18 protein-coding genes are annotated in these 21,860 nt (G+C 73.0%); 3 read left to right on the plus strand and 15 right to left on the minus strand.

What is annotated here, in order from left to right:
- Window positions 1-256: 256 nt before the first annotated feature.
- The 4 genes from ACIQMU_RS17030 to lipB form a co-directional block, all read right to left on the minus strand.
- Window positions 257-964: a DUF4191 domain-containing protein gene (locus tag ACIQMU_RS17030; RefSeq protein ID WP_352242431.1), complete on the minus strand. Its 708-nt coding sequence runs from the start codon at window positions 962-964 to the stop codon at window positions 257-259.
- A 30-nt stretch (window positions 965-994) separates the two neighbouring features.
- Window positions 995-1,195 carry a hypothetical protein gene (locus tag ACIQMU_RS17035; protein WP_352242432.1) on the minus strand — a complete coding sequence of 67 codons (201 nt, stop codon included), beginning with the start codon at window positions 1,193-1,195 and terminating at the stop codon, window positions 995-997.
- Window positions 1,196-1,462: 267 nt separating this feature from the next.
- Window positions 1,463-2,443, minus strand: a complete 981-nt coding sequence (gene lipA, locus ACIQMU_RS17040) for a lipoyl synthase (protein WP_402689112.1) — start codon at window positions 2,441-2,443, stop codon at window positions 1,463-1,465.
- A 217-nt stretch (window positions 2,444-2,660) separates the two neighbouring features.
- Window positions 2,661-3,470 carry a lipoyl(octanoyl) transferase LipB gene (lipB, locus tag ACIQMU_RS17045; RefSeq protein WP_352242434.1) on the minus strand — a complete coding sequence of 270 codons (810 nt, stop codon included), beginning with the start codon at window positions 3,468-3,470 and terminating at the stop codon, window positions 2,661-2,663.
- A gap of 292 nt (window positions 3,471-3,762) precedes the next feature.
- Between lipB and ACIQMU_RS17050 the strand changes: the two genes are divergently transcribed.
- A complete protein-coding gene (locus ACIQMU_RS17050; RefSeq protein ID WP_352242435.1) occupies window positions 3,763-5,364 on the plus strand; it encodes a regulator in 1,602 nt (533 codons plus the stop codon).
- Window positions 5,365-5,429: 65 nt separating this feature from the next.
- On the opposite strand, the gene ACIQMU_RS17055 is transcribed toward ACIQMU_RS17050, so the two are convergent.
- Window positions 5,430-6,815 (minus strand): FAD-dependent oxidoreductase, encoded by a 1,386-nt coding sequence (locus tag ACIQMU_RS17055; RefSeq protein ID WP_402689113.1) that lies wholly within the window; start codon window positions 6,813-6,815, stop codon window positions 5,430-5,432.
- Between the two features lie 206 nt (window positions 6,816-7,021).
- On the minus strand, window positions 7,022-7,921 hold the full coding sequence (locus tag ACIQMU_RS17060; RefSeq protein ID WP_352242437.1) for a TIGR01777 family oxidoreductase: 900 nt from the start codon (window positions 7,919-7,921) through the stop codon (window positions 7,022-7,024).
- A 62-nt stretch (window positions 7,922-7,983) separates the two neighbouring features.
- Between ACIQMU_RS17060 and ACIQMU_RS17065 the strand changes: the two genes are divergently transcribed.
- Window positions 7,984-8,505, plus strand: coding sequence for a GNAT family N-acetyltransferase (locus tag ACIQMU_RS17065; protein ID WP_356733373.1), 522 nt, complete (start codon window positions 7,984-7,986; stop codon window positions 8,503-8,505).
- A 41-nt stretch (window positions 8,506-8,546) separates the two neighbouring features.
- Here the strand turns inward: ACIQMU_RS17065 and ACIQMU_RS17070 are convergent, their stop codons facing one another.
- The 8 genes from ACIQMU_RS17070 to ACIQMU_RS17105 form a co-directional block, all read right to left on the minus strand.
- Window positions 8,547-9,068 (minus strand): DUF4240 domain-containing protein, encoded by a 522-nt coding sequence (locus ACIQMU_RS17070; RefSeq protein WP_402689125.1) that lies wholly within the window; start codon window positions 9,066-9,068, stop codon window positions 8,547-8,549.
- Between the two features lie 62 nt (window positions 9,069-9,130).
- The gene (locus tag ACIQMU_RS17075; protein ID WP_352242440.1) at window positions 9,131-10,120 is read right to left on the minus strand and encodes a WYL domain-containing protein; all 990 of its coding nucleotides are present in this window, start codon (window positions 10,118-10,120) and stop codon (window positions 9,131-9,133) included.
- A gap of 127 nt (window positions 10,121-10,247) precedes the next feature.
- A complete protein-coding gene (gene aceE / locus ACIQMU_RS17080; RefSeq protein ID WP_402689114.1) occupies window positions 10,248-12,920 on the minus strand; it encodes a pyruvate dehydrogenase (acetyl-transferring), homodimeric type in 2,673 nt (890 codons plus the stop codon).
- Window positions 12,921-13,186: 266 nt separating this feature from the next.
- Window positions 13,187-13,810 (minus strand): GntR family transcriptional regulator, encoded by a 624-nt coding sequence (locus tag ACIQMU_RS17085; RefSeq protein ID WP_402689115.1) that lies wholly within the window; start codon window positions 13,808-13,810, stop codon window positions 13,187-13,189.
- A gap of 147 nt (window positions 13,811-13,957) precedes the next feature.
- The gene (gene sucB / locus ACIQMU_RS17090; RefSeq protein WP_402689116.1) at window positions 13,958-15,760 is read right to left on the minus strand and encodes a 2-oxoglutarate dehydrogenase, E2 component, dihydrolipoamide succinyltransferase; all 1,803 of its coding nucleotides are present in this window, start codon (window positions 15,758-15,760) and stop codon (window positions 13,958-13,960) included.
- 62 nt (window positions 15,761-15,822) lie between these two features.
- Window positions 15,823-17,211 carry a dihydrolipoyl dehydrogenase gene (gene lpdA / locus ACIQMU_RS17095; protein WP_352242444.1) on the minus strand — a complete coding sequence of 463 codons (1,389 nt, stop codon included), beginning with the start codon at window positions 17,209-17,211 and terminating at the stop codon, window positions 15,823-15,825.
- Between the two features lie 355 nt (window positions 17,212-17,566).
- Window positions 17,567-19,126, minus strand: a complete 1,560-nt coding sequence (locus tag ACIQMU_RS17100) for a leucyl aminopeptidase (RefSeq protein WP_352242445.1) — start codon at window positions 19,124-19,126, stop codon at window positions 17,567-17,569.
- A gap of 201 nt (window positions 19,127-19,327) precedes the next feature.
- Window positions 19,328-20,110, minus strand: a complete 783-nt coding sequence (locus tag ACIQMU_RS17105) for an adenosylcobinamide-GDP ribazoletransferase (protein ID WP_352242446.1) — start codon at window positions 20,108-20,110, stop codon at window positions 19,328-19,330.
- Window positions 20,111-20,199: 89 nt separating this feature from the next.
- Between ACIQMU_RS17105 and ACIQMU_RS17110 the strand changes: the two genes are divergently transcribed.
- The gene (locus ACIQMU_RS17110) at window positions 20,200-20,964 is read left to right on the plus strand and encodes a hypothetical protein (RefSeq protein ID WP_402689117.1); all 765 of its coding nucleotides are present in this window, start codon (window positions 20,200-20,202) and stop codon (window positions 20,962-20,964) included.
- On the opposite strand, the gene ACIQMU_RS17115 is transcribed toward ACIQMU_RS17110, so the two are convergent.
- Window positions 20,862-21,632, minus strand: coding sequence for a hypothetical protein (locus tag ACIQMU_RS17115; RefSeq protein WP_352242448.1), 771 nt, complete (start codon window positions 21,630-21,632; stop codon window positions 20,862-20,864). The genes ACIQMU_RS17110 and ACIQMU_RS17115 overlap by 103 nt on opposite strands.
- Window positions 21,633-21,860 lie beyond the last annotated feature (228 nt).

A 21,860-nucleotide genomic window follows, 5' to 3' on the forward strand; every position in this document is an offset into this window, starting at 1 on the left:
TTCCCGCGCACCGGGGGAGCCGAAGCCTCCTCGGGGCGGGATTTCCCCTGCCCCGGAGGGGGCTTCCCGGTCGAAGGCGAAGCCGTACCGGGGCCGCCTCCCCGGCCCCGGCCAGGAGGCGAGAACACCCCGGGCGCAGACCCTCCCGCACGGAGAACAGGCCGCACGTGAGAAACGGGGCGGCCCCGGGACCGTTCGCCGGTCTGGGGCCGCCCCGTCGTGTCGCCGCGTGCGCCTCGCGGTCAGCCGTGCGCGGTCAGCGCATTTTCCCGCCGCGCGGCATCCGCATGCCCTTGGGCATCGGGCCCTTCGGCAGCGGCATGTTGCTCATCAGGTCGCCCATCGCCCGCAGCCGGTCGTTGGTGCTGGTCACCTGCGGGCCGGTCAGGACGCGGGGAAGCTTCATCATCTTGGTGCGGACCTTCTTCAGGGGCACCTGGCCCTCGCCGTTGCCGACGATGATGTCGTGCACCGGCACGTCCACCACGATGCGGGCCATCTTCTTCTTCTCGGCCGCCAGCAGGCTCTTGACCCGGTTCGGGTTGCCTTCGGCCACCAGGACGATGCCCGCCTTGCCGACCGCCCGGTGGACGACGTCCTGGCTGCGGTTCATCGCCACCGCGGGGGTGGTGGTCCAGCCGCGTCCGATCCGGTCCAGGACGGCCGCCGCCGCGCCGGGCTGCCCCTCCATCTGACCGAAGGCCGCCCGCTCGGCGCGTCGGCCGAAGATGATCGCCATCGCGAGGACGGCCAGGACGAAGCCCAGGATGCCCAGATAGACCGGGTGGCCGATCGCGAAGCCGATGCCGAGGAGGACACCGAACGTGACGATTCCGACACCCGCGACGATAAGACCGATCTTGCTGTCGGTCCGCCTGGTCATCTTGTAGGTCAGGGCGATCTGCTTGAGCCGCCCTGCGTTCTCGGCGCTGTCCGCGCCTTCGGTTTTTGCCTTCCTCGCCATGTACGGAAGTTTACGTGGCGCGGGGACGACCTAGGAACGGTGGTCGGCCACGGCTTCCAGCACGTGCTGGGCCTCCACCCGGTCCTTGGCGCGGCGGCGGTCCTCCAGGACGGCCGTCCAGGCGTTGCGGCGGGCGGTGCGCTGGCCGCCGCTCAGGAGCAGCGACTCGACGGCGCGCAGGGCGGTGGAGACGGACGGAAGTGCGTGGGCGCGGACCGGTGCGGCCTGCATCGTGGTTTCTCCTCGGAGTGGAAGCGCCCGCCGGGCGCGGACTGAGTGCGAGAAGCGGCCGGCGGCGGCTGCGGGAGCCGCTGCCGAAGGTGTACCTAGGGTCACTGTCTGGTGTTACCAGCGCGTGACCGGGTGGTCAAACACCAATGAAACCTTCATTCCGGTGCCGCGCACGCCGAAGCGGTCCGTACGCGTCCCCGACCTGCGGGGAGCGTCCGGACCGCTTCGGTCACACGGATACTGCTCGGTAGAAGCTCGTGAGCGGATTCACACGGCCGGTGCGGCCTGGACGCTCCCGGCGGCGGCCGCGCCGCGCGCCTCCATCGCCTGCTGGAAGAGACGCCCCGCGCGGTACGAGGACCGCACCAGCGGACCCGACATCACGCCGGAGTAGCCGATCGCGTCGGCCTCGTCCTTCAGCTCGACGAACTCGTGCGGCTTCACCCAGCGCTCGACGGGGTGGTGCCGTACGGAGGGGCGCAGGTACTGCGTGATCGTGATGAGCTCGCAACCCGCGTCGTGGAGGTCCTGGAGCGCCTCGCTGACCTCCTCGCGGGTCTCGCCCATGCCGAGGATCAGGTTCGACTTGGTGATCAGGCCGGCCTCGCGGGCGCGGGTGATGACCTCCAGGGAGCGCTCGTACCGGAAGCCGGGGCGGATCCTCTTGAAGATCCGCGGCACCGTCTCCACGTTGTGCGCGAGCACCTCGGGGCGCGAGGAGAAGACCTCGGCGAGCTGCTCGGGCTCCGCGTTGAAGTCGGGGATCAGCAGCTCGACCTTGGTCGCGCCGGCCTCCCGCTCCGCGGTGAGCGTGTGGATCTGGCGGACGGTCTCGGCGTACAGCCAGGCCCCGCCGTCCTCCAGGTCGTCGCGGGCGACGCCGGTGATGGTGGCGTAGTTCAGGTCCATCGTGACGACCGACTCGCCGACGCGACGGGGCTCGTCACGGTCCAGCGCCTGCGGCTTGCCCGTGTCGATCTGGCAGAAGTCGCAGCGCCGGGTGCACTGGTCACCGCCGATGAGGAAGGTGGCCTCGCGGTCCTCCCAGCACTCGAAGATGTTGGGGCAGCCCGCCTCCTGGCAGACCGTGTGCAGCCCCTCGCCCTTCACCAGCTGCTGCAGCTGCTTGTACTCGGGGCCCATCTTCGCCCGCGTTTTGATCCACTCGGGCTTGCGCTCGATGGGGGTCTGGCTGTTTCGGACCTCCAGGCGCAGCATCTTGCGCCCGTCGGGTGCGACAGCGGACACTCCGGCACTCCCCTTTGCTTTCTGCTGCGTTGGATTCGCGTGGGCTTCGCGTGGGATTCGCGAGGTACTCGCGCGCTATTCGCTTGGGATTCTTCGGCGGACACCAGGGTACGCCCCTACATCGAACGGTCGTACGCCTGCCCAACCTGCGGCCGGCGGGGCCTATTCCCCGGCCGGTGGTGAAGCCGGGACTACTGGCGAGTACGACCGGTCGGTACTACGCCGGGGCCGGGGCCGCCGGCCGCTCGATCGCTCTCGGCGCGAGTTCCGCGTTCTCCAGGACGTCCCGCAGGTGTTTCTCGGCGACCGGCAGCACCTCCTCGATGGTGACCTCCCGGCCCAGCTCGCCCGAGAGGGACGTGACCCCGGCGTCCCGGATGCCGCACGGCACGATTCGGTCGAACCAGGTGTTGTCCGGGTTCACATTGAGGGCGAAGCCGTGCATCGTGACGCCCTTGGCGACCCGGATCCCGATCGCGGCCAGCTTGCGGTCCTCGTGGCGCTGGCCGGCGTTGGACGGGGCGTACTCGGGGCCGTTCAGCCGCGGGTCGAACTCCTCGTCCTGGAGCCTCGGGTCGAAGTCCAGCGAGAGTCCGCCCGCCGCCCGGCGCTGCTCGACCGGGTCGCCGAGCACCCAGACGCCGCTGCGGCCCTCGATCCGGGAGGTCTCCACGCCGAAGTCGGCGGCCGTGCGGATCAGCGCGTCCTCCAGCCGGCGGACGTGCGCGACGACGTCGACCGGGCGCGGCAGCTTCTGGATCGGGTAGCCGACGAGCTGCCCGGGGCCGTGCCAGGTGATCTTCCCGCCGCGGTCCACGTCGATGACCGGCGTGCCGTCCAGTGGACGTTCGCTGTCCGCCGTACGGCGTCCCGCGGTGTAGACGGGCGGGTGCTCCAGGAGCAGGCAGGTGTCGGGCACCCGGTCCTCGAACCGGTCCGCGTGCACCTCACGCTGCTTCTGCCAAGCCTCCGTGTACGCGACGGCCTGTTCGCCGAAGCCCAGACGGACGAACCGCAGCTCGCTCACCGATGCCTCCCTACCTGGGGCCCCGTACGCCCGGAGGGGTGTCCCCGGGACGGCGGCGCCCTGCACTGATCGCGCCCGCATCCACTGTACGACCGTCGCCCGGACATCCCCCCGGCAGGTTCGCGCGGCCGGTCCCGGGGCGGACCTTTCCGTCAGCTCCGCCCCGAATCCTCACACGATCGGATGAACGTGGAGCAAAGGGTGGCTGCGAACGCCCCGGTGGCCGCTAAATTCGCGCCGTTCCCATGTGGGCTGCTCCGTCCGGCCCCGAAGGCAGGAGACCGTACAGCTGATGTCGGAACGACCCCCGCAGCGCACGCCCAACCGCCGCCTCGCCTCACTCATCGCGGAAGCCGGCTTCTCGCACGCCGGCCTGGCCCGCCGGGTCGATCAGCTCGGCCTCGAACACGGCCTCGACCTGCGGTACGACAAGACCTCGGTCACCCGCTGGCTGCGGGGACAGCAGCCGCGCGGCACCACGCCCGCGCTGATCGCCGAGGTGTTCACCCGGCGGCTCGGGCGGCGGCTCTCCGCGCAGGACCTCGGGCTCGACGCCTGCGCGCCCGTCTACGCGGGGCTGGAGTTCGCGGCCACGCCCGCCGAGGCGGTCGACATCGTCAGCGGTCTCTGGCGCAAGGACTCCGGCACCCACACCGAGCTGCGCAAGATCGCCTTCACCCCGGCCGGGCTCGTCGTCCCCAGCCGCGACTGGCTGATCGGCCGGCCCGACGAGTGGGTGGCCCGGGACGGCGCGGCGGCCCGCCGGGCCGGGGGCGAGCCCGCGGCCCCCTCACCGAGCCGGGCGGGCGCGGCGCCGCGCACCGAGATCCGGGGCCTGACGCGCCCCGCCACCGGGCCGCCGCGGCCCACGCCCCCGGGCCCCACCGCCACGCACCCGGCCGGCACACACCCTCCCGCCGCCGGCGCGCCACCCGGGGCCGGGGCGCTGCCCGTGGTCCCGCGCCAGCGGCAGACGGACCGCGGTCCGGGGCAGCGGGTCGGCGGCGGGGACGTCGCGGCGCTGCGCTCGGTCGGCGAACTCTTCCGCACCCTCGACCACGCGTACGGCGGCGGCCACGCCCGGCAGGCCCTCGTGCGGTATCTGGAGCACGAGGCGGAGCCGATGCTCCGGGGCACGTACGGCGAGGCCACCGGGCGGAGGCTGTTCGCCGCGGTCGCGGACCTGACCCGGCTGGCCGGCTGGACCTCGTACGACATCGCCGCCCACGGCCTGGCCCAGCGGTACTTCGTCCAGGCGCTGCGGCTGGCCCAGGCCGCGGGGGACCGGGGGTACGGCGCCTACGTGCTGATCACGATGAGCAGGCAGGCGGTCTACCTCGGCCACGGCAGGGAGGCCGTCCAGCTCGCCCGCGTCGCCCAGCAGGGGGTCGGCTCGGCCGCCCCGCCCCTCGTCCAGGCGCTGCTGCACGCGGTCGAGGCGCGCGGGCACGGCGTGCTCGGCGAGGCCCGCTCCTGCACCGCCGCCCTGACCCGGGCCGAACACGCCCTGGAGACGGCGCGTCCCGGCGACGAGGTGCCGCACTGGGCCCGCACCTTCGACGAGGCGCAGCTCGCCGACGAGCTGGGCCACTGCCACCGCGACCTCCAGCAGTACCGCGCCGCCGCCCAGCACGCCGAGCGGTCGCTCCAGCTGCGCGCCCCGGCGTACGCCCGCAGCAGGCTGTTCTGCCGGGTGGTCCTCGCCTCGGCCCGCCTGGGGCTGGGCGAGCTGGACCAGGCATGCCACCTGGGCGCGGAGGCCGCCCAGCAGGCGGCCGAGATGCGGTCGGCGCGCGCCACGGAGTACGTACGCGCCTTCGAGCACAGCCTGGAGCCCTATCGGGACGCGGTCGCCGTACGCGGCTACCGCGACCGGGTCGCCGCCCTCGGCTGACCCGGGCGGCCCGGGCACCCGGCAGCGGCGGGCGGCCCGGCGGCCCCGGAGCGGTCGGCGCGCCGTCAGGCCGCCTCCGGCAGGCGCGCGCTGACTCCGTGCGCGCCCGGGACGCCCAGATCGGTGAGGATCGCCCCGGCCGCCCGGCGGCCCGAGTGCAGCGCGCCCTGGACCGTACTGGTGTCGCGGTGGTCACCGCACACGTACAGCCCGGCCAGCACCCGTACCGGGCGGCGCGGATCGTGCGGGGCCTCCATCGCGGGCACCGCCTCGGGGTCGTGATGGGCCGCCAGCAGCTCCCAGCCGCCCGTCGGCACGCCGTACAGCGCCGACAGATGCGCCCGCACCGAGCGGTCCAGGTCCGGCGGCGGGGTTCCGAGCACCGTCGAGGTGATCAGCGTCCGGCCCTTCGGCGCCCGCGAGGGGTCGACCTCGCTCATCACCGCGGTGTACGCCACCGGACCCGACCGGTCGCCGTCCAGCACCAGCGACCTGCCCGTGGGCGGCGGAGCGGGGGCGGTGTGGTGAAGGACCGTCGCCGGACGGAAGGACGGCACCCGCAGACCGGGCAGCAGCTCGGCCGCCGCCCCCGCGCCGGTGGCCAGCAGCAGGGAGCGGCACGCCAGTTCACCGTGCTCCTTGGTGTGGACGGAGGTGATGTCGGCAGCCGTCACATGGACGCCCGTACGCACCGTTCCCGGCGGCAGCGAGGCCGCCAGCAGCTCCGGCAGCGCGGAGGACCCGCCCGCCGGAACGCACAGGCCGCCGCGTGCGTAGTCCCGCAGGGCGAGATCGGCGCACCGGCTCGACGTGGTGAGGGCGGGGTCGCTGAGCAGCGCGGAGAGGAGGGGGCGCAGGACGCCGTCCACCGTACGGGCGGGCAGCGCGACGCCGGCCAGGGCGGCGGCGACCGTCCGCTCCGGGCGCGCCAGGAGCCGGGCCGGAGGGGTCGCCGCCAGCCGGGACAGCGCCGCGCCCAGCCGGGCCCGGTCGATCGCCCCGGTCACCGCCCCGCCCCGGCCGCCGGTGCGCGCCGGAGCGCCGTGCTCGGACCCGTACGCGCTCTGCGCCGCCCAGGGGGCGCGGAGTGTGCGTGGGGCGCTCGATCGGGTGCGTACCCCCTTGAGTGCGCCCCTTGCGCTCCGTATGTCGCCGGTGAGCTGGCGACGGCCCTCGCTGTGGATCAGGAGTCCCGGCGCGAACCTCCGCAGCTCCGGAGCGCCCAGCCCCGGAGTGCCGGTCAGCTCCGGCCAGGCGGCGCAGAGCAGCGGGCCGAGGCGGTCGAGCCGGAACCCGTCCAGCTCTTCGGTGGCGAGCCGGCCGCCCACCCGGGGCGCGGCCTCCAGAACGCTGACGTCGAGCCCCGCCCCGATGAGCAGGTGGGCCGCTGACAGGCCGGCGATTCCGGCCCCGATGATGACCACGTCTGCGTGGTGTGCCGTGCTGGGCACGTGCCCCTCCCCGAGTCGGTGCGACTGGTGGGAGGCTCTTGCCCCCAACAGGCCCCCGGAATGCCGGAGTTCGCATCGAGGCTAGGAGGATGGCCGATACTCGGTCAGACGCGCGTGCCGGGGAGCACCGTGGCACGGGGTCGCACAATCCGCGCCGGGCGGGTCGCGAAGGGGCGCGCGGACCGGTGGCCGCCGGCGCGGCCGGCTCAGCGCAGCGCGGCGCGGATCGCCCCGTCGATGCCGGGGAAGGCGAACGGGAATCCGGAGTCCAGCAGCTTCGCCGGGATCACCCGCTGGCTGCCCAGCACGTCCTCCGCGAACTCCCCGAGCACCAGCCGCAGCGCCGGCGCCGGCGCGGCGAACAGCGTCGGACGGTGCAGCACCCGCCCCATCGCGGCGGTCACCTCGGCGTTGGTGACGGGCTTCGGCCCGGTCAGGTTCACCGGCCCGGACAGCGACTCGGTGTCCAGGATGTGGCGCAGCGCCGCGACGTGGTCGTGCAGCGCGATGAAGCTCCAGTACTGGCGGCCGTTGCCCAGCTTCCCGCCCAACCCCGCCCTGAACAAGGGGAAGAGCCGTCCCCAGGCCCCGCCCTCGCGGCCGACGACCAGGCCGGTCCGGGCGTGCACGGTGCGCACCCCCGCTTCCTCGGCGGCGGCGGTGGCCGCCTCCCACTCCTCGCAGACCGAGGGCAGGAACCCGTCCCCCGGCGGCGCGCTCTCGTCCACCGGACGGTCCCCGGTGTCGCCGTAGAAGCCGATGGCGGACCCGGAGAGCAGGACGCGGGGCGGGGTGTCGAGCGAGGCGACGGCCTCGGCGACGGCGGCGGTCCCCAGGACCCGGCTGTCCCGGATCTCCCGCTTGTAGGCGTCGGTCCAGCGATGGTCGCCCACCCCGGCCCCGGCCAGGTGCACGACGGCGTCGCAGCCGACGAGACCGGCCGCGTCCACGTAACCGCGCCGGGGGTCCCACGCGACCTCGTCGCCGGATCTGGCGGGCCGGCGCACCAGACGGGCCACCTCGTGCCCGTCGGCGCGCAGCGAGCGCACCAGCGCCGCTCCGATGAGTCCGGACGATCCGCTGACGGCGATACGGGAGCTCGGCATGGGCCCATCCTGCCCCATGAAACGCCTCGAACACGGGGAGCACCGCGTGGCAGAGTGACCCCATGGCCGCACTCACCCTCCGTCCCGTACGCCCCGCCGTGCCCGCCGACGACGCCGGACTCGCCGAGCTCGACCGGTCCACCTGGTCGACGCTGCACGCGGTCCTGCCGAGGCCCGTCCCCCCGTACGACCCCTTCTTCGAGGAGGGGCACCAGCCGGAGGACTTCCTCGTGGCGGAGGCGGAGCGGGAGGACGGACCGGTGGGCATCGCCGGCTACATCCGTCTCGTCCCGCCCACCCCGCTCGCCTCCAACGCCCATGTGCGCCAGATACGGGGCCTGGCCGTGGCGCCCTGGGCGCGCGGGGCGGGGGTGGGGCGGACCCTGCTGCGGGCCGCGTTCGCCGAGGCCCGCGCCCAGGGCGCCAACCGGATCACGCTGCGGGTGCTGGCGCACAACGACCCGGCCCGCGCGCTGTACGCCTCCGAGGGCTTCGTCGTCGAAGGCGTGCTGCCCGGGGAGTTCTTCCTGAACGGCCGCTACGTCGACGACGTCTGCATGGGCCGCTCGCTCGGCCCCGCCTGACCGTCTCGCCCGACGCCCCGCCCGACCGCCCGGCCCCGGGATCACCGGGGTCCGAAGCGGTCCCACAGCTCGGGGAAACGGGCGGCGAGCGCCTCCTCGTCCTCGAAGTCGACCGGGACGCCCAGCGGCTCGGCGGCCTGCGGCGGGAGCCCCAGGTCGGGTGCGAGAACGCCGGTGAGCTGCTCGTGCGCCTCGTCGGCCGCGTAGCCCAGGTCCTCGCCGTCCCCGTCCATCTCCTCGTCGAATTCCTCCAGCAGCTCCGCCAGGCTGTCCGGATCGTGCAGCGCCCCCTCGAAGACCTCCCGGCCCTGGCCGATCAGCCAGCAGCGGAAGTAGTCGAACGCGTCGTCGCTCGCCCCGCCCAGCAGCACGGCCGCAGCGCCCCACAGATCCCAGCGGTAGGCGCGGTTGTAGCGGGCCTCGAAGTGCCGGGCGAAGTCCAGCACGGATTCGGGATCGAGCTGCACCAGCCGTTCCACCAGCAGGTCGGCGTGGTCCTCGGGGTCGCCGTCGGCGGCCTCGCGGGTGCTGTCGATGATCTCCCAGAATTCCGTTTCGTCCATCACGGGTCCAGCATCCAGCCTGCCGGGTGCTCCCGCACGCGCAGACACCGAATTGAAGCCTTTCAGCGATACATCTCGCTCAGGCGTTCGGCGGCGTCCGCGAACCGGGACCGCAGCGACTCCGGTTCGAGAACCTCCAACTCGGGCCCCAGCGCCAGCAGCTGGCCGTAGGCCACGTCCAGCGATTCCACCGGCAGTGCGAGCGTGCGCCACCCGTCCGGGCCGGGCTCGGCGGCCCGGGCGAGCGCGGCCCGGGCCGCCGCCCGGTCACCCGTGTACGCGAGCAGCCGCGCCCCGCGGCCGGACACCCGTACGGTCACCTCGGTGCGCAGCAGGGACCGGGCGAACCCGGCGGCCCGCTCCGCCCAGAACCCGGGCAGATCGAACGTCTCGTCCCGCTCGAAGCGCTCCTCGGCGGGCTCCGCGGCGGTGAAGCGGTCGATCCGGTAGACCCGGAAGTCGTCGCCCGCCCGGGCGCAGAGATACCAGACCCCGGCCTTGAGGACGAGACCGTACGGAGCCAGCTCCCGCGCCACCTCCGTACCCCCCTCGCCCGCCTCGCGTCCTCGGCCCCTGCGGTAGCGGGCCCGCAGCAGCCGGTCGTCCCAGACCGCGTCGGCGATCGCGGGCAGCAGTTCGGGGGTCTCCGGCTCGTGGTACCAGGAGGGCGCGTCCAGGTGGAAGCGCCGGGCGGCGGAGGAGGAGGCGTCGCGCAGGGAGGGCAGCAGCGCCGCCGACACCTTGAGCCGGGCGGCCGACGCCGCGTCCTCCAGCCCCATCTCGCGCAGGGCGGCGGGCAGCCCGGAGAGGAAGAGCGCCTCCGCCTCGTCCCGGGCGAGGCCGGTCAGCCGGGTGCGGTACCCGCCGACGAGCCGGTAGCCGCCGGCCCGGCCGCGCTCCGCGTACACCGGGACGCCCGCGTCGGAGAGCGCCTGCGCGTCCCGGGTGACCGTACGCTCCGACACCTCCAGCTCGGCCGCCAGCTCGGCGGCGGTCATCGCGGGTCGGGACTGCAGGAGCAGCACCATCTTGATCAGCCGGGCAGCACGCATGGGCCCATTGTGGCGGCAGCGCGACGGGAGGGCCGCCGATGCCGAGACCCCCGGCCGCCGGCACGGACGCGTCGTCGGACGCGTCCGCACCGGTGACCGGGGGCTTCAGCTCTCTACGGGAGCGGGCTCAGAGCCCGTAGCGCTCCCGGGCCTCCTTGACGGCGGAGGCCGGGACCTCGCCGCGGCGGGCGAGCTGGGCGAGGGAGGCCACCACGATCGACTGGGCGTCGACGCCGAAGTGGCGACGGGCCGCGGCGCGGGTGTCGGAGAGGCCGAAGCCGTCCGTGCCGAGCGAGGACCAGTCCTGCTCCACCCACTGGCTGATCTGGTCCGGGACCTGGCGCATCCAGTCGCTGACCGCGAGCACCGGGCCCGGCGCGCCGGCGAGCGCCTGGGTCACGTACGGAACCCGCTGCTCACCGCGGAGCAGCGCCTCGTCGGCCTCCAGCGCGTCGCGGCGCAGCTCGCCCCACGAGGTGGCGGACCAGACGTCGGCCGTGACACCCCAGTCGGCGGCCAGCAGCTCCTGGGCCTCCAGGGCCCAGTGGATCGCCGTACCGGAGGCCAGCAATTGCAGGCGCGGCGCGTCCGCCTTCGCGGGCGTGCCCTCCTTGAAGCGGTACAGGCCCTTGACGATGCCCTCCTCGACGCCGTCGGGCATCGCGGGCTGGGGCTTCGGCTCGTTGTAGACCGTCAGGTAGTAGAAGACGTCCTCGGCCTCGGGGCCGTACATCCGGCGCAGACCGTCCTTGACGATCACCGCGACCTCGTACGCGAACGCCGGGTCGTAGTTGAGCGAGGCCGGGTTGGTGGCCGCGATCAGGTGGGAGTGGCCGTCCGCGTGCTGGAGGCCCTCACCGGTCAGGGTCGTACGGCCGGCCGTCGCGCCGACGATGAAGCCCTTGCCGAGCTGGTCGGCGAGCTGCCACATCTGGTCGCCGGTCCGCTGCCAGCCGAACATCGAGTAGAAGATGTAGAACGGGATCATCGTCTCGCCGTGCGTCGCGTACGACGTGGCGGCGGCGATGAAGTCGGCCATGGACCCGGCCTCGGTGATCCCCTCGTTGAGGATCTGGCCGTCCTTGGCCTCCTTGTAGTACATCAGCTGGTCGCGGTCGACCGGGTCGTACGTCTGGCCCAGCGGCGAGTAGATGCCGGCGGACGGGAAGAGCGACTCCATACCGAAGGTACGGGCCTCGTCGGGGACGATCGGCACCCAGCGCTTGCCGGTCTCCTTGTCCCGCATCAGGTCCTTCACCAGGCGGACGAACGCCATGGTGGTGGCCATCTCCTGCTTGCCGGACCCCTTGTAGAGGGCCTTGAACGCGCGCTCCTCGGGCTGCGGGAGCGGCGCGGAAGCGTGCATCCGGCGGGCCGGGGCGGGGCCGCCGAGGGCGGCACGGCGCTCCTGGAGGTAGCGGACCTCGGGGGAGTCGGCGCCCGGGTGGCCGTAGGGGACCAGGCCGTCCGCGAAGGCGCTGTCGGGGATCGGGAGGCCGAGCAGCTCGCGCATGCCCTTGAACTCGTCGATCGACAGCTTCTTCATCTGGTGGTTGGCGTTCTTGGACTCGAAGCCCTTGCCGAGCGTGTAGCCCTTGACCGTCTGGGCCAGGATCACCGTCGGCGCGCCCTTGTGCTCGATCGCCGCCCGGTAGGCCGCGTAGACCTTGCGGGCCTCGTGGCCGCCGCGCGAGGTGTAGAAGCACTCGGCGATCTTCGCGTCGGTGAGCAGCTTCGCCAGCTCGACGAGCGCCGGCTCGGCGCCGAAGAAGTGCTCGCGGATGTAGGCGACGTCGCGGGTGGCGTACGTCTGGAACTGCGCGTCCGGGACCTCGCGCAGGCGGCGCAGCAGCGCCCCCTGGGTGTCCAGCTGGAACAGCTCGTCCCAGGCGTTGCCCCAGAGCGTCTTCACGACGTTCCAGCCGGCCCCGCGGAACTGCGCCTCCAGCTCCTGGACCACGCGGAAGTTGGCGCGGACCGGGCCGTCGAGACGCTGCAGGTTGCAGTTGATGACGAAGGTCAGGTTGTCGAGCTGCTCGCGGGCCGCCAGCGCGAGGGCGGCGGTCGACTCGGGCTCGTCCATCTCGCCGTCGCCCAGGAAGGCCCAGACGTGCGAGTTGGCGGTGTCCTTGATGCTGCGGTTGGTCAGGTAGCGGTTGAAGCGCGCCTGGTAGATGGCCGAGAGCGGGCCGAGGCCCATCGACACGGTGGGGAACTCCCACAGCCAGGGCAGCCGCCGGGGGTGCGGGTAGGAGGGCAGGCCGTCGCCCCCCGCCTCCTGGCGGAAGTTGTCGAGCTGCTGCTCGCTGATCCGGCCGTCGAGGAAGGCGCGGGCGTAGATGCCGGGGGAGGCGTGGCCCTGGATGTAGAGCTGGTCGCCGCTGCCGTCCCCCTCCTTGCCGCGGAAGAAGTGGTTGAAGCCGGTCTCGTAGAGCCAGGCCGCCGAGGCGAAGGTGGCGATGTGGCCGCCGACCCCGTGCCTGGCGCCCCGGGTGACCATCGCGGCCGCGTTCCAGCGGTTCCACGCGGTGATCTTCGACTCCATCTCCAGATCGCCGTCGAACGCGGGCTCGGCGGCGGTCGGGATGGAGTTGACGTAATCGGTCTCCAGCAGCTTGGGCAGCGCGAGACCGGCGCCCTCGGCGTGCTGCAGCGAGCGGCGCATCAGGTACGCGGCACGGTGCGGGCCAGCGGCCTGGGTGACGGCGTCCAGGGAGGCCGCCCACTCGGCGGTCTCCTCGGGGTCACGGTCCGGGAGCTGGTCGAGCTCGCTCGGAAGCTTTCCTACGGGGTCGGTCATGATCGCCGCCTTCCGGAGAGGAGGGGGGTGGAGAAGGCCCTGGCTGGCAGGACAGGGCGATGGGGCCGGTGGGCCCGCGAAGTGAACTGTAAGGCGCTGATCGATGATCGATCAAAGGATTGAAGGCAAAACTTCTCGATACGAAGAAAAGTGGCATGGGGTGCCTCGAAACGGGGCACGGAGTGACGCGAAATAGCGCGCAAAAGGGGCGCTGACCTGCACGGAAGAGCACGTCGAGTGCCAGATGATCGGGCGCGCGGGAACGTCTACGCGCGGGGCGCGCAACCCAGCACGTGCGCCTTCACCAGGGCCCCGATCCGCGGGTCCTCGGCGAGGAACGCGTCGATGAGCGTCTGGTGCTCCTCCGCGTACGACTTCTGCACCGTGCCCAGCCAGCGGATCGACAGGGCGGTGAACACCTCGATGCCCAGCCCCTCCCAGGTGTGCAGCAGCACCGCGTTCCCGGCGGCCCGCACCAGCTCGCGGTGGAAGCCGACCGTGTGCCGCACCTGGGCCTCGCCGTCGGCCAGCCGGTCCGCCTCGTACAGTGCCGCCACGTGCGGGGCCAGTGCCGAGCAGTCCCGGCCCAGCCGCGGGGCCGCCAGCTCCGCCGCGATCTGCTCCAGGCCGGCCCGGACCGGGTAGCTCTCCTCCAGGTCGGCGGCGGTGAGGTTGCGGACGCGGACGCCCTTGTTCGGAGCGGACTCGATCAACCGGAGCGTCTCCAGCTCGCGCAGCGCCTCGCGCACGGGCGTCTGGCTGACCTCCAGCTCGGTGGCGATGCGGCGCTCCACGATCCGCTCACCCGGCTTCCAGCGCCCGCTGACGATCCCCTCCACGATGTGCTCGCGGATCTGTTCGCGCAGCGAGTGGACGACGGGCGGGGTCATGGAGGGCTCCTTCAGGGCAGACCGGTGCTGCCTACATCATCACGGCGCAGCACGCGGCCGGTGGTGTTTAGACAATACGGCGACGCCCCCGCCCGGATGAGTTCCGGACGGGGGCGTCGCTGGTGAGGCTGGTTACAGCCGGAGCGTTCAGAGGCCGAGCTCGACCTCGAACTCACCGGCCTCCAGGATCGCCTTGACCGACGTCAGGTAGCGGGCGGCGTCCGCGCCGTCCACCAGACGGTGGTCGTAGGAGAGCGCGAGGTACGTCATGTCGCGCACCGCGATGGTCTCGCCGAGGTCCGGGTGGTCGATGACCACCGGGCGGCGGACCGTGGCGCCGATGCCCAGGATGGCGCCCTGGTTCGGCGGCACGATGACGGTGTCGAACAGCGCACCGCGCGAACCGGTGTTGCTGATGGTGAAGGTGGCGCCGGACATGTCGTCCGGGGTCAGGCCGCCACCGCGCGCCTTGCCCGCCAGCTCGGCGGTCTTCTTCGAGATGCCGGCGATGTTCAGGTCGCCCGCACCCTTGATGACCGGGGTCATCAGACCCTTCTCGGCGTCCACGGCGATGCCGATGTTCTCCGAGTCGAAGTACGTGATGGTGCCCTCGTCCTCGTTGATCCGGGCGTTGACGACCGGGTGGGCCTTCAGCGCCTGGGCCGCCGCCTTCACGAAGAACGGCATCGGGGACAGCTTGACGCCCTCACGGGCGGCGAACGCGGCCTTCGCCTGGTTGCGCAGCTTCATCAGCTTGGTGATGTCGACCTCGACGACCGAGGTCAGCTGGGCCTGCGAGTGCAGCGCCTTCATCATGTTGTCGCCGATGACCTTGCGCATGCGGGTCATCTTGACCGTCTGACCGCGCAGCGGGGACGCCTCCAGCTTCGGCGCCTTGGCGGCGGCCGGAGCGGCGGCAGGCGCCGGAGCGGCCGCGGCGGCCTTGGCGGCCTCCGCGGCGGCGACGACGTCCTGCTTGCGGATACGGCCACCGACGCCGGTGCCCTTGACCGCGCTCAGGTCCACGTTGTTCTCGGACGCGAGCTTGCGGACCAGCGGCGTGACGTACGCGCCGTCGTCACCGGAGGGCTCGGCCGGGGCGGCGGGAGCGGGCTGCGCCGGGGCCGCGGGAGCGGCCGGAGCCGGAGCCGGAGCCGGTGCCGGGGCGGCGGGAGCGGCCGGAGCGGCGGGGGCCGGAGCCGGAGCTTCCTGCTTCGGAGCCTCCTGCTTCGGGGCTTCCTCCTTGGGGGCCTCCTGCTTCGGGGCCTCCTGTGCCGGGGCGGCGGGCTGCGCCGGGGCCGCGGCCGGAGCCGCGCCCGGGGCGCCGATGACGGCGAGCTTCGCGCCGACCTCGGCGGTCTCGTCCTCGCCGACCACGATCTCCAGCAGCACACCGGCGACCGGGGCGGGGATCTCGGTGTCGACCTTGTCCGTGGACACCTCCAGCAGCGGCTCGTCCTCGGCCACCTCCTCGCCGACCTCCTTGAGCCAGCGGGTAACGGTGCCCTCGGTGACGCTCTCGCCGAGCGCCGGGAGGGTGACGTCGGTGCCCTCGGCGGACGAACCGCCGGTGGCGGCCTCGGCGGTCGGGGCCTCGGCGGGAGCCTCGGTCTCGGTCGACGGGGCGGTGGGAGCCTCCGCGGCGGCCGGAGCCGGGGCGGCGGCGGGCTCGGTGGACTCGGCCCGGGCCGGAGCCTCGGCCGGGGCGCCCGAACCGTCGTCGATGACGGCCAGCTCGGCGCCGACCTCGACGGTCTCGTCCTCGGCGACCTTGATGGACGTCAGAACACCGGACGCGGGGGCGGGGATCTCGGTGTCGACCTTGTCGGTCGAGACCTCGAGCAACGGCTCGTCGGCCTCGACGCGCTCGCCCTCGGCCTTCAGCCAACGGGTGACAGTGCCCTCGGTGACGCTCTCGCCGAGCGCCGGAAGGGTTACGGAAACCGACATGGTTTCAGTTGCTCCTTACGAAAATGCGGAAGTGGTCGGTCGTCGCGCCCGGAACCGGGGGATCAGTCGTGGGCGTGGAGAGGCTTGCCGGCCAGTGCCAGGTGAGCCTCGCCCATCGCCTCGTTCTGCGTCGGGTGTGCGTGGATGAGCTGGGCGACCTCGGCGGGCAGCGCCTCCCAGTTGTAGATCAGCTGGGCTTCGCCGACCTGCTCGCCCATGCGGTCGCCGACCATGTGGACGCCGACCACGGCACCGTCCTTGACCTGGACGAGCTTGATCTCGCCCGCGGTCTTGAGGATCTTGCTCTTGCCGTTGCCCGCGAGGTTGTACTTGAGGGCGACGACCTTGTCCGCGCCGTAGATCTCCTTGGCCTTGGCCTCGGTGATGCCGACGGAGGCGACCTCGGGGTGGCAGTACGTCACCTTGGGCACGCCGTCGTAGTCGACCGGGACGGTCTTGAGACCGGCGAGGCGCTCCGCCACCAGGATGCCCTCGGCGAAGCCGACGTGGGCGAGCTGGAGGGTCGGGACGAGGTCGCCCACGGCCGAGATCGTCGGGACGTTGGTCTGCATGTACTCGTCGACCACGACGTAGCCGCGGTCCATCGCGACACCCTGCTCCTCGTAGCCCAGGCCCTGCGAGACCGGGCCGCGGCCGATGGCGACGAGCAGCAGCTCCGCCTCGAAGGTCTTGCCGTCGGCGAGCGTCACACGGACGCCGTCCTGCGTGTACTCGGCCTTGTCGAAGAAGGTGCCGAGGTTGAACTTGATGCCGCGCTTGCGGAACGCGCGCTCAAGAAGCTTGGAGCTGTTCTCGTCCTCGACCGGGACGAGGTGCTTGAGGCCCTCGACGATCGTGACCTCGGTGCCGAAGGACTTCCACGCCGAGGCGAACTCGACGCCGATGACGCCGCCGCCCAGGACGATCGCCGACTTCGGCACGCGGTCCATCGTCAGCGCGTGGTCCGAGGAGATGATCCGGTTGCCGTCGATCTCCAGGCCGGGCAGCGACTTCGGCACGGAGCCGGTCGCCAGCAGCACGTGGCGGCCCTGGACACGCTGGCCGTTCACGTCGACGGAGGTGGGGGAGGAGAGCTTGCCCTCGCCCTCGATGTAGTGGACCTTGCGCGAGGCGATGAGCCCCTGGAGACCCTTGTACAGGCCCGAGATCACCTCGTCCTTGTACTTGTTGACGGCCTCCATGTCGATGCCCTCGAAGGTCGCCTTCACGCCGAACTGGGCCGACTCGCGGGCCTGGTCCGCGATCTCGCCCGCGTGCAGCAGTGCCTTCGTGGGAATGCAGCCGTTGTGCAGGCAGGTGCCGCCGACCTTGCCCTTCTCGATCAGGGCGACGTCCAGGCCCAGCTGCGCTCCGCGCAGGGCCGCGGCGTAACCGCCACTGCCACCGCCGAGGATCACTAGGTCGAAAACGGTGCTGGCGTCGTTCGCCACGTCACGTCCTCCATGCATGTGCGCCGTACGCCGGGGCCCCGTGCTGGGGTGTGACCGGCCGGTCGGCTGGTGTGCGGCCGCTTCTGTCTTCGGCCCTGTGGTGGGGGCCCTGTCCTGCCGAGAACCCATCTTCGCACTTGTCGACGGCGGGCGGGACGCGGGGCCCGGGTCCGGGACGGATGATCGTCCGTCCCGGAGGGTTACTGCTGCGTAGATACCTACGGATCCGGCCGGTGTTCGTCGAGAGCGAAACCCGCTCGTCCTCCACCGCACCACCGTGCCGTTTCCCCTCCGGCAACAACGTACGGCCCCGGACCTATGCCCGGGGCCGTACGCGTCATCGGCTGGGTTCGGCTCAGCCGAGGTCGCCGGCGGCGGTGCGCTCGGCGAGCCGCACCAGGGTGCGGACCGCGGAGCCGGTGCCGCCCTTGGGCGTGTAGCCGAACGGCGCGCCCTCGTGGAAGGCCGGGCCCGCGATGTCCAGGTGCGCCCAGGCGATGCCCTCGCCCACGAACTCCTGCAGGAACAGGCCGGCCACCAGGCCGCCGCCCATCCGCTCGCCCATGTTGGCGATGTCGGCGGTCGGGGACTCCATGCCCTTGCGCAGGTCCGCGGGGAGCGGCATCGGCCAGGAGGGCTCGCCGACCTCCTCGGCGATCTCGTGGATCGACGTGCGGAAGGCGTCGTCGTTGGCCATCACACCGAAGGTGCGGTTGCCGAGCGCCAGCACCATCGCGCCGGTCAGGGTCGCCACGTCGACGATCGCGTCCGGCTTCTCCTCCGAGGCGCGGGTCAGCGCGTCGGCCAGGACGAGCCGGCCCTCGGCGTCGGTGTTGAGGACCTCGACGGTCTTGCCGCTGTACATGCGCAGCACGTCGCCCGGGCGGGTGGCGTTGCCGGAGGGCATGTTCTCGGCCAGCGCCAGCCAGCCGGTGACGTTGACCTTCAGGCCCAGGCGGGCGGCGGAGACGACGGCGGCGAACACGGCGGCGGCGCCGGCCATGTCGCACTTCATCGTCTCGTTGTGGCCGGCCGGCTTGAGCGAGATGCCGCCCGAGTCGTAGGTGATGCCCTTGCCCACCAGGGCCAGGGTCTTCTCCGCCTTCGGGTGCGTGTAGGCGAGCTTCACCAGGCGCGGGCCGCGCTCGGCGCCCTGGCCGACGCCGAGGATGCCGCCGAAGCCGCCCTTGACGAGGGCCTTCTCGTCGAGGACCTGGACCTTGATGCCGTGCTCCTTGCCCGCGGCGGTGGCCACGGCGGCGAAGGACTCGGGGTACAGGTCGTTCGGCGGGGTGTTGATCAGGTCGCGGGCCCGGTTGATCTCCTCGACCAGGGCCAGGGCGCGCTCGGCCGCGGCCTTGTACGCCTTGTCGCGCGGCTTGGCGCCCAGCAGCGCCACCTCGGCGAGCGGCAGCTTCGGGCCGCTGTCCTTGGACTTCGCGTCCTTCGGGGCGAGCCTGTTCTCGCCGCCCTGGTAGGCGGTGAAGGCGTACGCCCCCAGGAGCGCGCCCTCGGCGACGGCGGCGGCGTCCTCGACGGAGGCGGCGGGCAGCGCGAAGCCGGCCTTCTTGAAGCCGGTCAGCGCACGGGCCGCGACACCCGCCGCACGGCGCAGCGCCTCGGCGTCGTACCCGTCCTTCTTGCCCGGGACCGGACCGAGACCGACCGCGAGCACGACCGGGGCCTTGAGGCCGGACGCGGCGGGCAGCTTGGTCAGTTCGCCCTCGGCACCGGTGGCACCCAGGGTCGCGAGGACGGTGGCGAGCTTTCCGTCGAACGCCTTGTCCACGGCCTCGGAGCCGGGTGCCAGGACCAGGTCCCCCGACTTGGGCGCGGAGCCCTTGGCGACGCCGACGACGAGCGCGTCGGCGCGCAGCGTCGCCGCACCGGCAGTGCTGAGAGTGAGAGCAGTCACGGTGGTGAAATCTCGCTTCCGTTGAGTTCGAGTCCGGCCGAGGGGTGGGCCGGCCGTGCCCGGCGCATCGTAGACACACCCACGATGTGCCGGGAATGAGCCTACGCGCGCGGTTCCTGCACGGTGACGGCGGCGGGCCGTTCCGTACCGCTAGGGGGCGTCTGACCATTCCCGTCGTCGCCCGCAGGGCGGCCCGCGGCGTCAGGTCCCGAGGACCAGCACCACCAGGGCCGCCGTCGCCGCGGTCTCCTCGACGCCCCCGAAGACGTCCCCGGTCACCCCGCCGAACCGCCGTACGCAGTGCCGCAGCAGCAGTTCCGCGGCGGCGAGCGCGCCGAGCACCGCGAGCGCGTGGCGCGCCGCCGCGTACGGGCCCAGCAGCGCACCCGCCGCCGCGCACAGCGCCGCCGTCACCACCGCCGCGAGCAGCGCCCGCCCGGCCGGGACCGTGGAGGCGACCGCCGCCCCGAGCCCCTCCGGGCGGGCGGCGGGGACGCCCTGACGGGACGCCACTGTCAGGGCGAGGCGGGCGGCGACGCCGGCGACGACGGCGCCGAGGGCCCCGTGCGCCCAGCCCTGCCCGTACAGCTCGAAAAGGGCCGCGACCTGGGCCAGCAGGACCAGAAGCAGCGTGATGACACCGAACGGCCCAATGTCGGACTGCTTCATGATCCGCAGCGCGTCCTCGGCCGGCTTCCCGCTGCCGAGCCCGTCCGCCGTGTCCGCCAGGCCGTCCAGGTGCAGCCCCCGGGTGAGAGCGGCGGGCACCGCGACGGAGGCCACCGCCGCGAGCAGCGGCCCCGAGCCGGCCAGCAGGGACAGGGAGCCGAGGGCGGCGGCGAGGAGCCCCACGACGAGCCCGGCGAGCGGGGCGCGGAGCATGCCGGAGCGGGCGGTCGCGCGGTCCCAGCGGGTCACGCGGACGGGCAGCACGGTCAGGGTGCCGAAGGCGAAGCGTATGCCGTGGCTGTTCAGGGAGGTCACGGCGCGCAGGCTAGCCGTTGGGCCCCGCGGTTAGGTTGGTCGAAACACGCTCATCGCGGCGGAAACCTGGCGTATCGGGAGTGGGTGGCATGGGTCACTGGTGGCACGACGACATCGCGGAGCCGGGCAAGCTCCCCCTGCTCCTCGCGCTGGCCGCCTTCGTCCTCACCTTCGTGATCACCCGCACCGTCACCCGCATGATCCGGGCCGGGAAGGGCCCGTTCCGCGACATCACCCCGGGCGGGGTGCACATCCACCACGTGGTGCCCGGGGTGGTGCTGTCGGTGATCGGCGGATTCGGCGCGGTGGCCAGTGGGCGGCACGGCGTGGCCGCCGGGGTGTGCGCGGTGATCTTCGGGACGGGGGCCGGTCTGGTACTGGACGAGTTCGCCCTGATCCTGCATCTGGACGACGTGTACTGGACCGAGGAGGGCCGCCGGAGCGTGGAGGTGGTCGTGCTGACCGCTTCCCTCGTGCTGCTGGTCCTGGCGGGCTTCTCGCCGCTCGGCGTCGACGACGTCACCGACGAGGAGCAGCAGGGCAGGATGGGCGTCATCGCGACGTACGCGATCAATTTCTGCTTCGTTCTGATCAGCCTCTTCAAGGGCAAGACCCGGATGGCGGTGCTGGGCACCCTCGTCCCCTTCGTCGCGCTGGTCGGCGCGATCCGGCTGGCCCGCCCCACCTCGCCCTGGGCCAGGCGCTGCTACCGCCGCCGCCACCGGGCCCGCTCCAGGGCGCTGCTGCGGGCCTACCACCACGACGTGCGCTGGGCCGGGCCGCGGCGGAGGTTCCAGGACATCGTCGGCGGCGCCCCGGACCGGGTCCCGCCGCCGTCCGCGCCCGGGTCCTGAGCGCCGCGCCGCCGTCCGCGCCACTCCCGTACGCCGCACACCACCAGGACGGCGGCGACGGCGGCCAGATGCTCGCGGCCCGCCAGGTTGTCCTTGACGAGGACCTCCACCACCATCGCGAGGATCACCAGGGCCCCGGTGAACCAGGCCCGTCGCCGATGGCAGACGTAGACCGCGAGCCCGACGACGGCAGCCGAAGGGCCGGTGTCCACCACCTGCGCGTCGGAGGCGGGCAGTCCCGGGAACACCCCCGGCCCGAGCGCGACGCCGATCCGCGCGTACAGCGTCCCCGCCAGGGTCGCCAGATACGCCACCGCGAGCGTGCGCCACCGCCCGAGGCACACCTCCGCGACGCCGAACACCAGCAGGATCTGGGCCAGCGCGCCCCACACCGGCAGGTCGGGCGCGGGCACGAACAGGGACAGCGGGGTCCGCAGGAGGGCGAGCCAGAGCGGGTCCTCGGCCCGTACGGCTCCGAGGCTCTGCACCGGCCGGCTGCCCCACGCCTGGTTCTGCGCCATCTGGACGAGCGCGGTCAGCGCCACCGCGACCGGCGTCAGCGCGAGGGCCCGCGTCCCCCGTGCGGCGAGCCCCTCCCGCACGGTCGTGTACAGCGGGCCCCACTCCCGCACCGCTGCTCGGCGCAGGACGGCCGGGAGACGGCTCATCTACCCGCGCCCGGGCGCGGGGGCCGCTTCGGCGGCGACGAGGACGCGCGCCGGGCGGGCGCTCTTGTCGGACAGCATGAAACGGACCCCCGTCGGTCGGTCGGTGCGTGACATCGGCGCGGACGCGCGCCGAGCCGGATTCCCCTCCGGAGACGGACGGGAGCCATCCGGAGTTGAGCGACGCCCGGGTGACGCGGGTCTCGTCGGCGCACGGACAGGGGCCGGGGG

This window comes from Streptomyces sp. NPDC091649, assembly GCF_044756785.1.
Classification (GTDB): domain Bacteria; phylum Actinomycetota; class Actinomycetes; order Streptomycetales; family Streptomycetaceae; genus Streptomyces.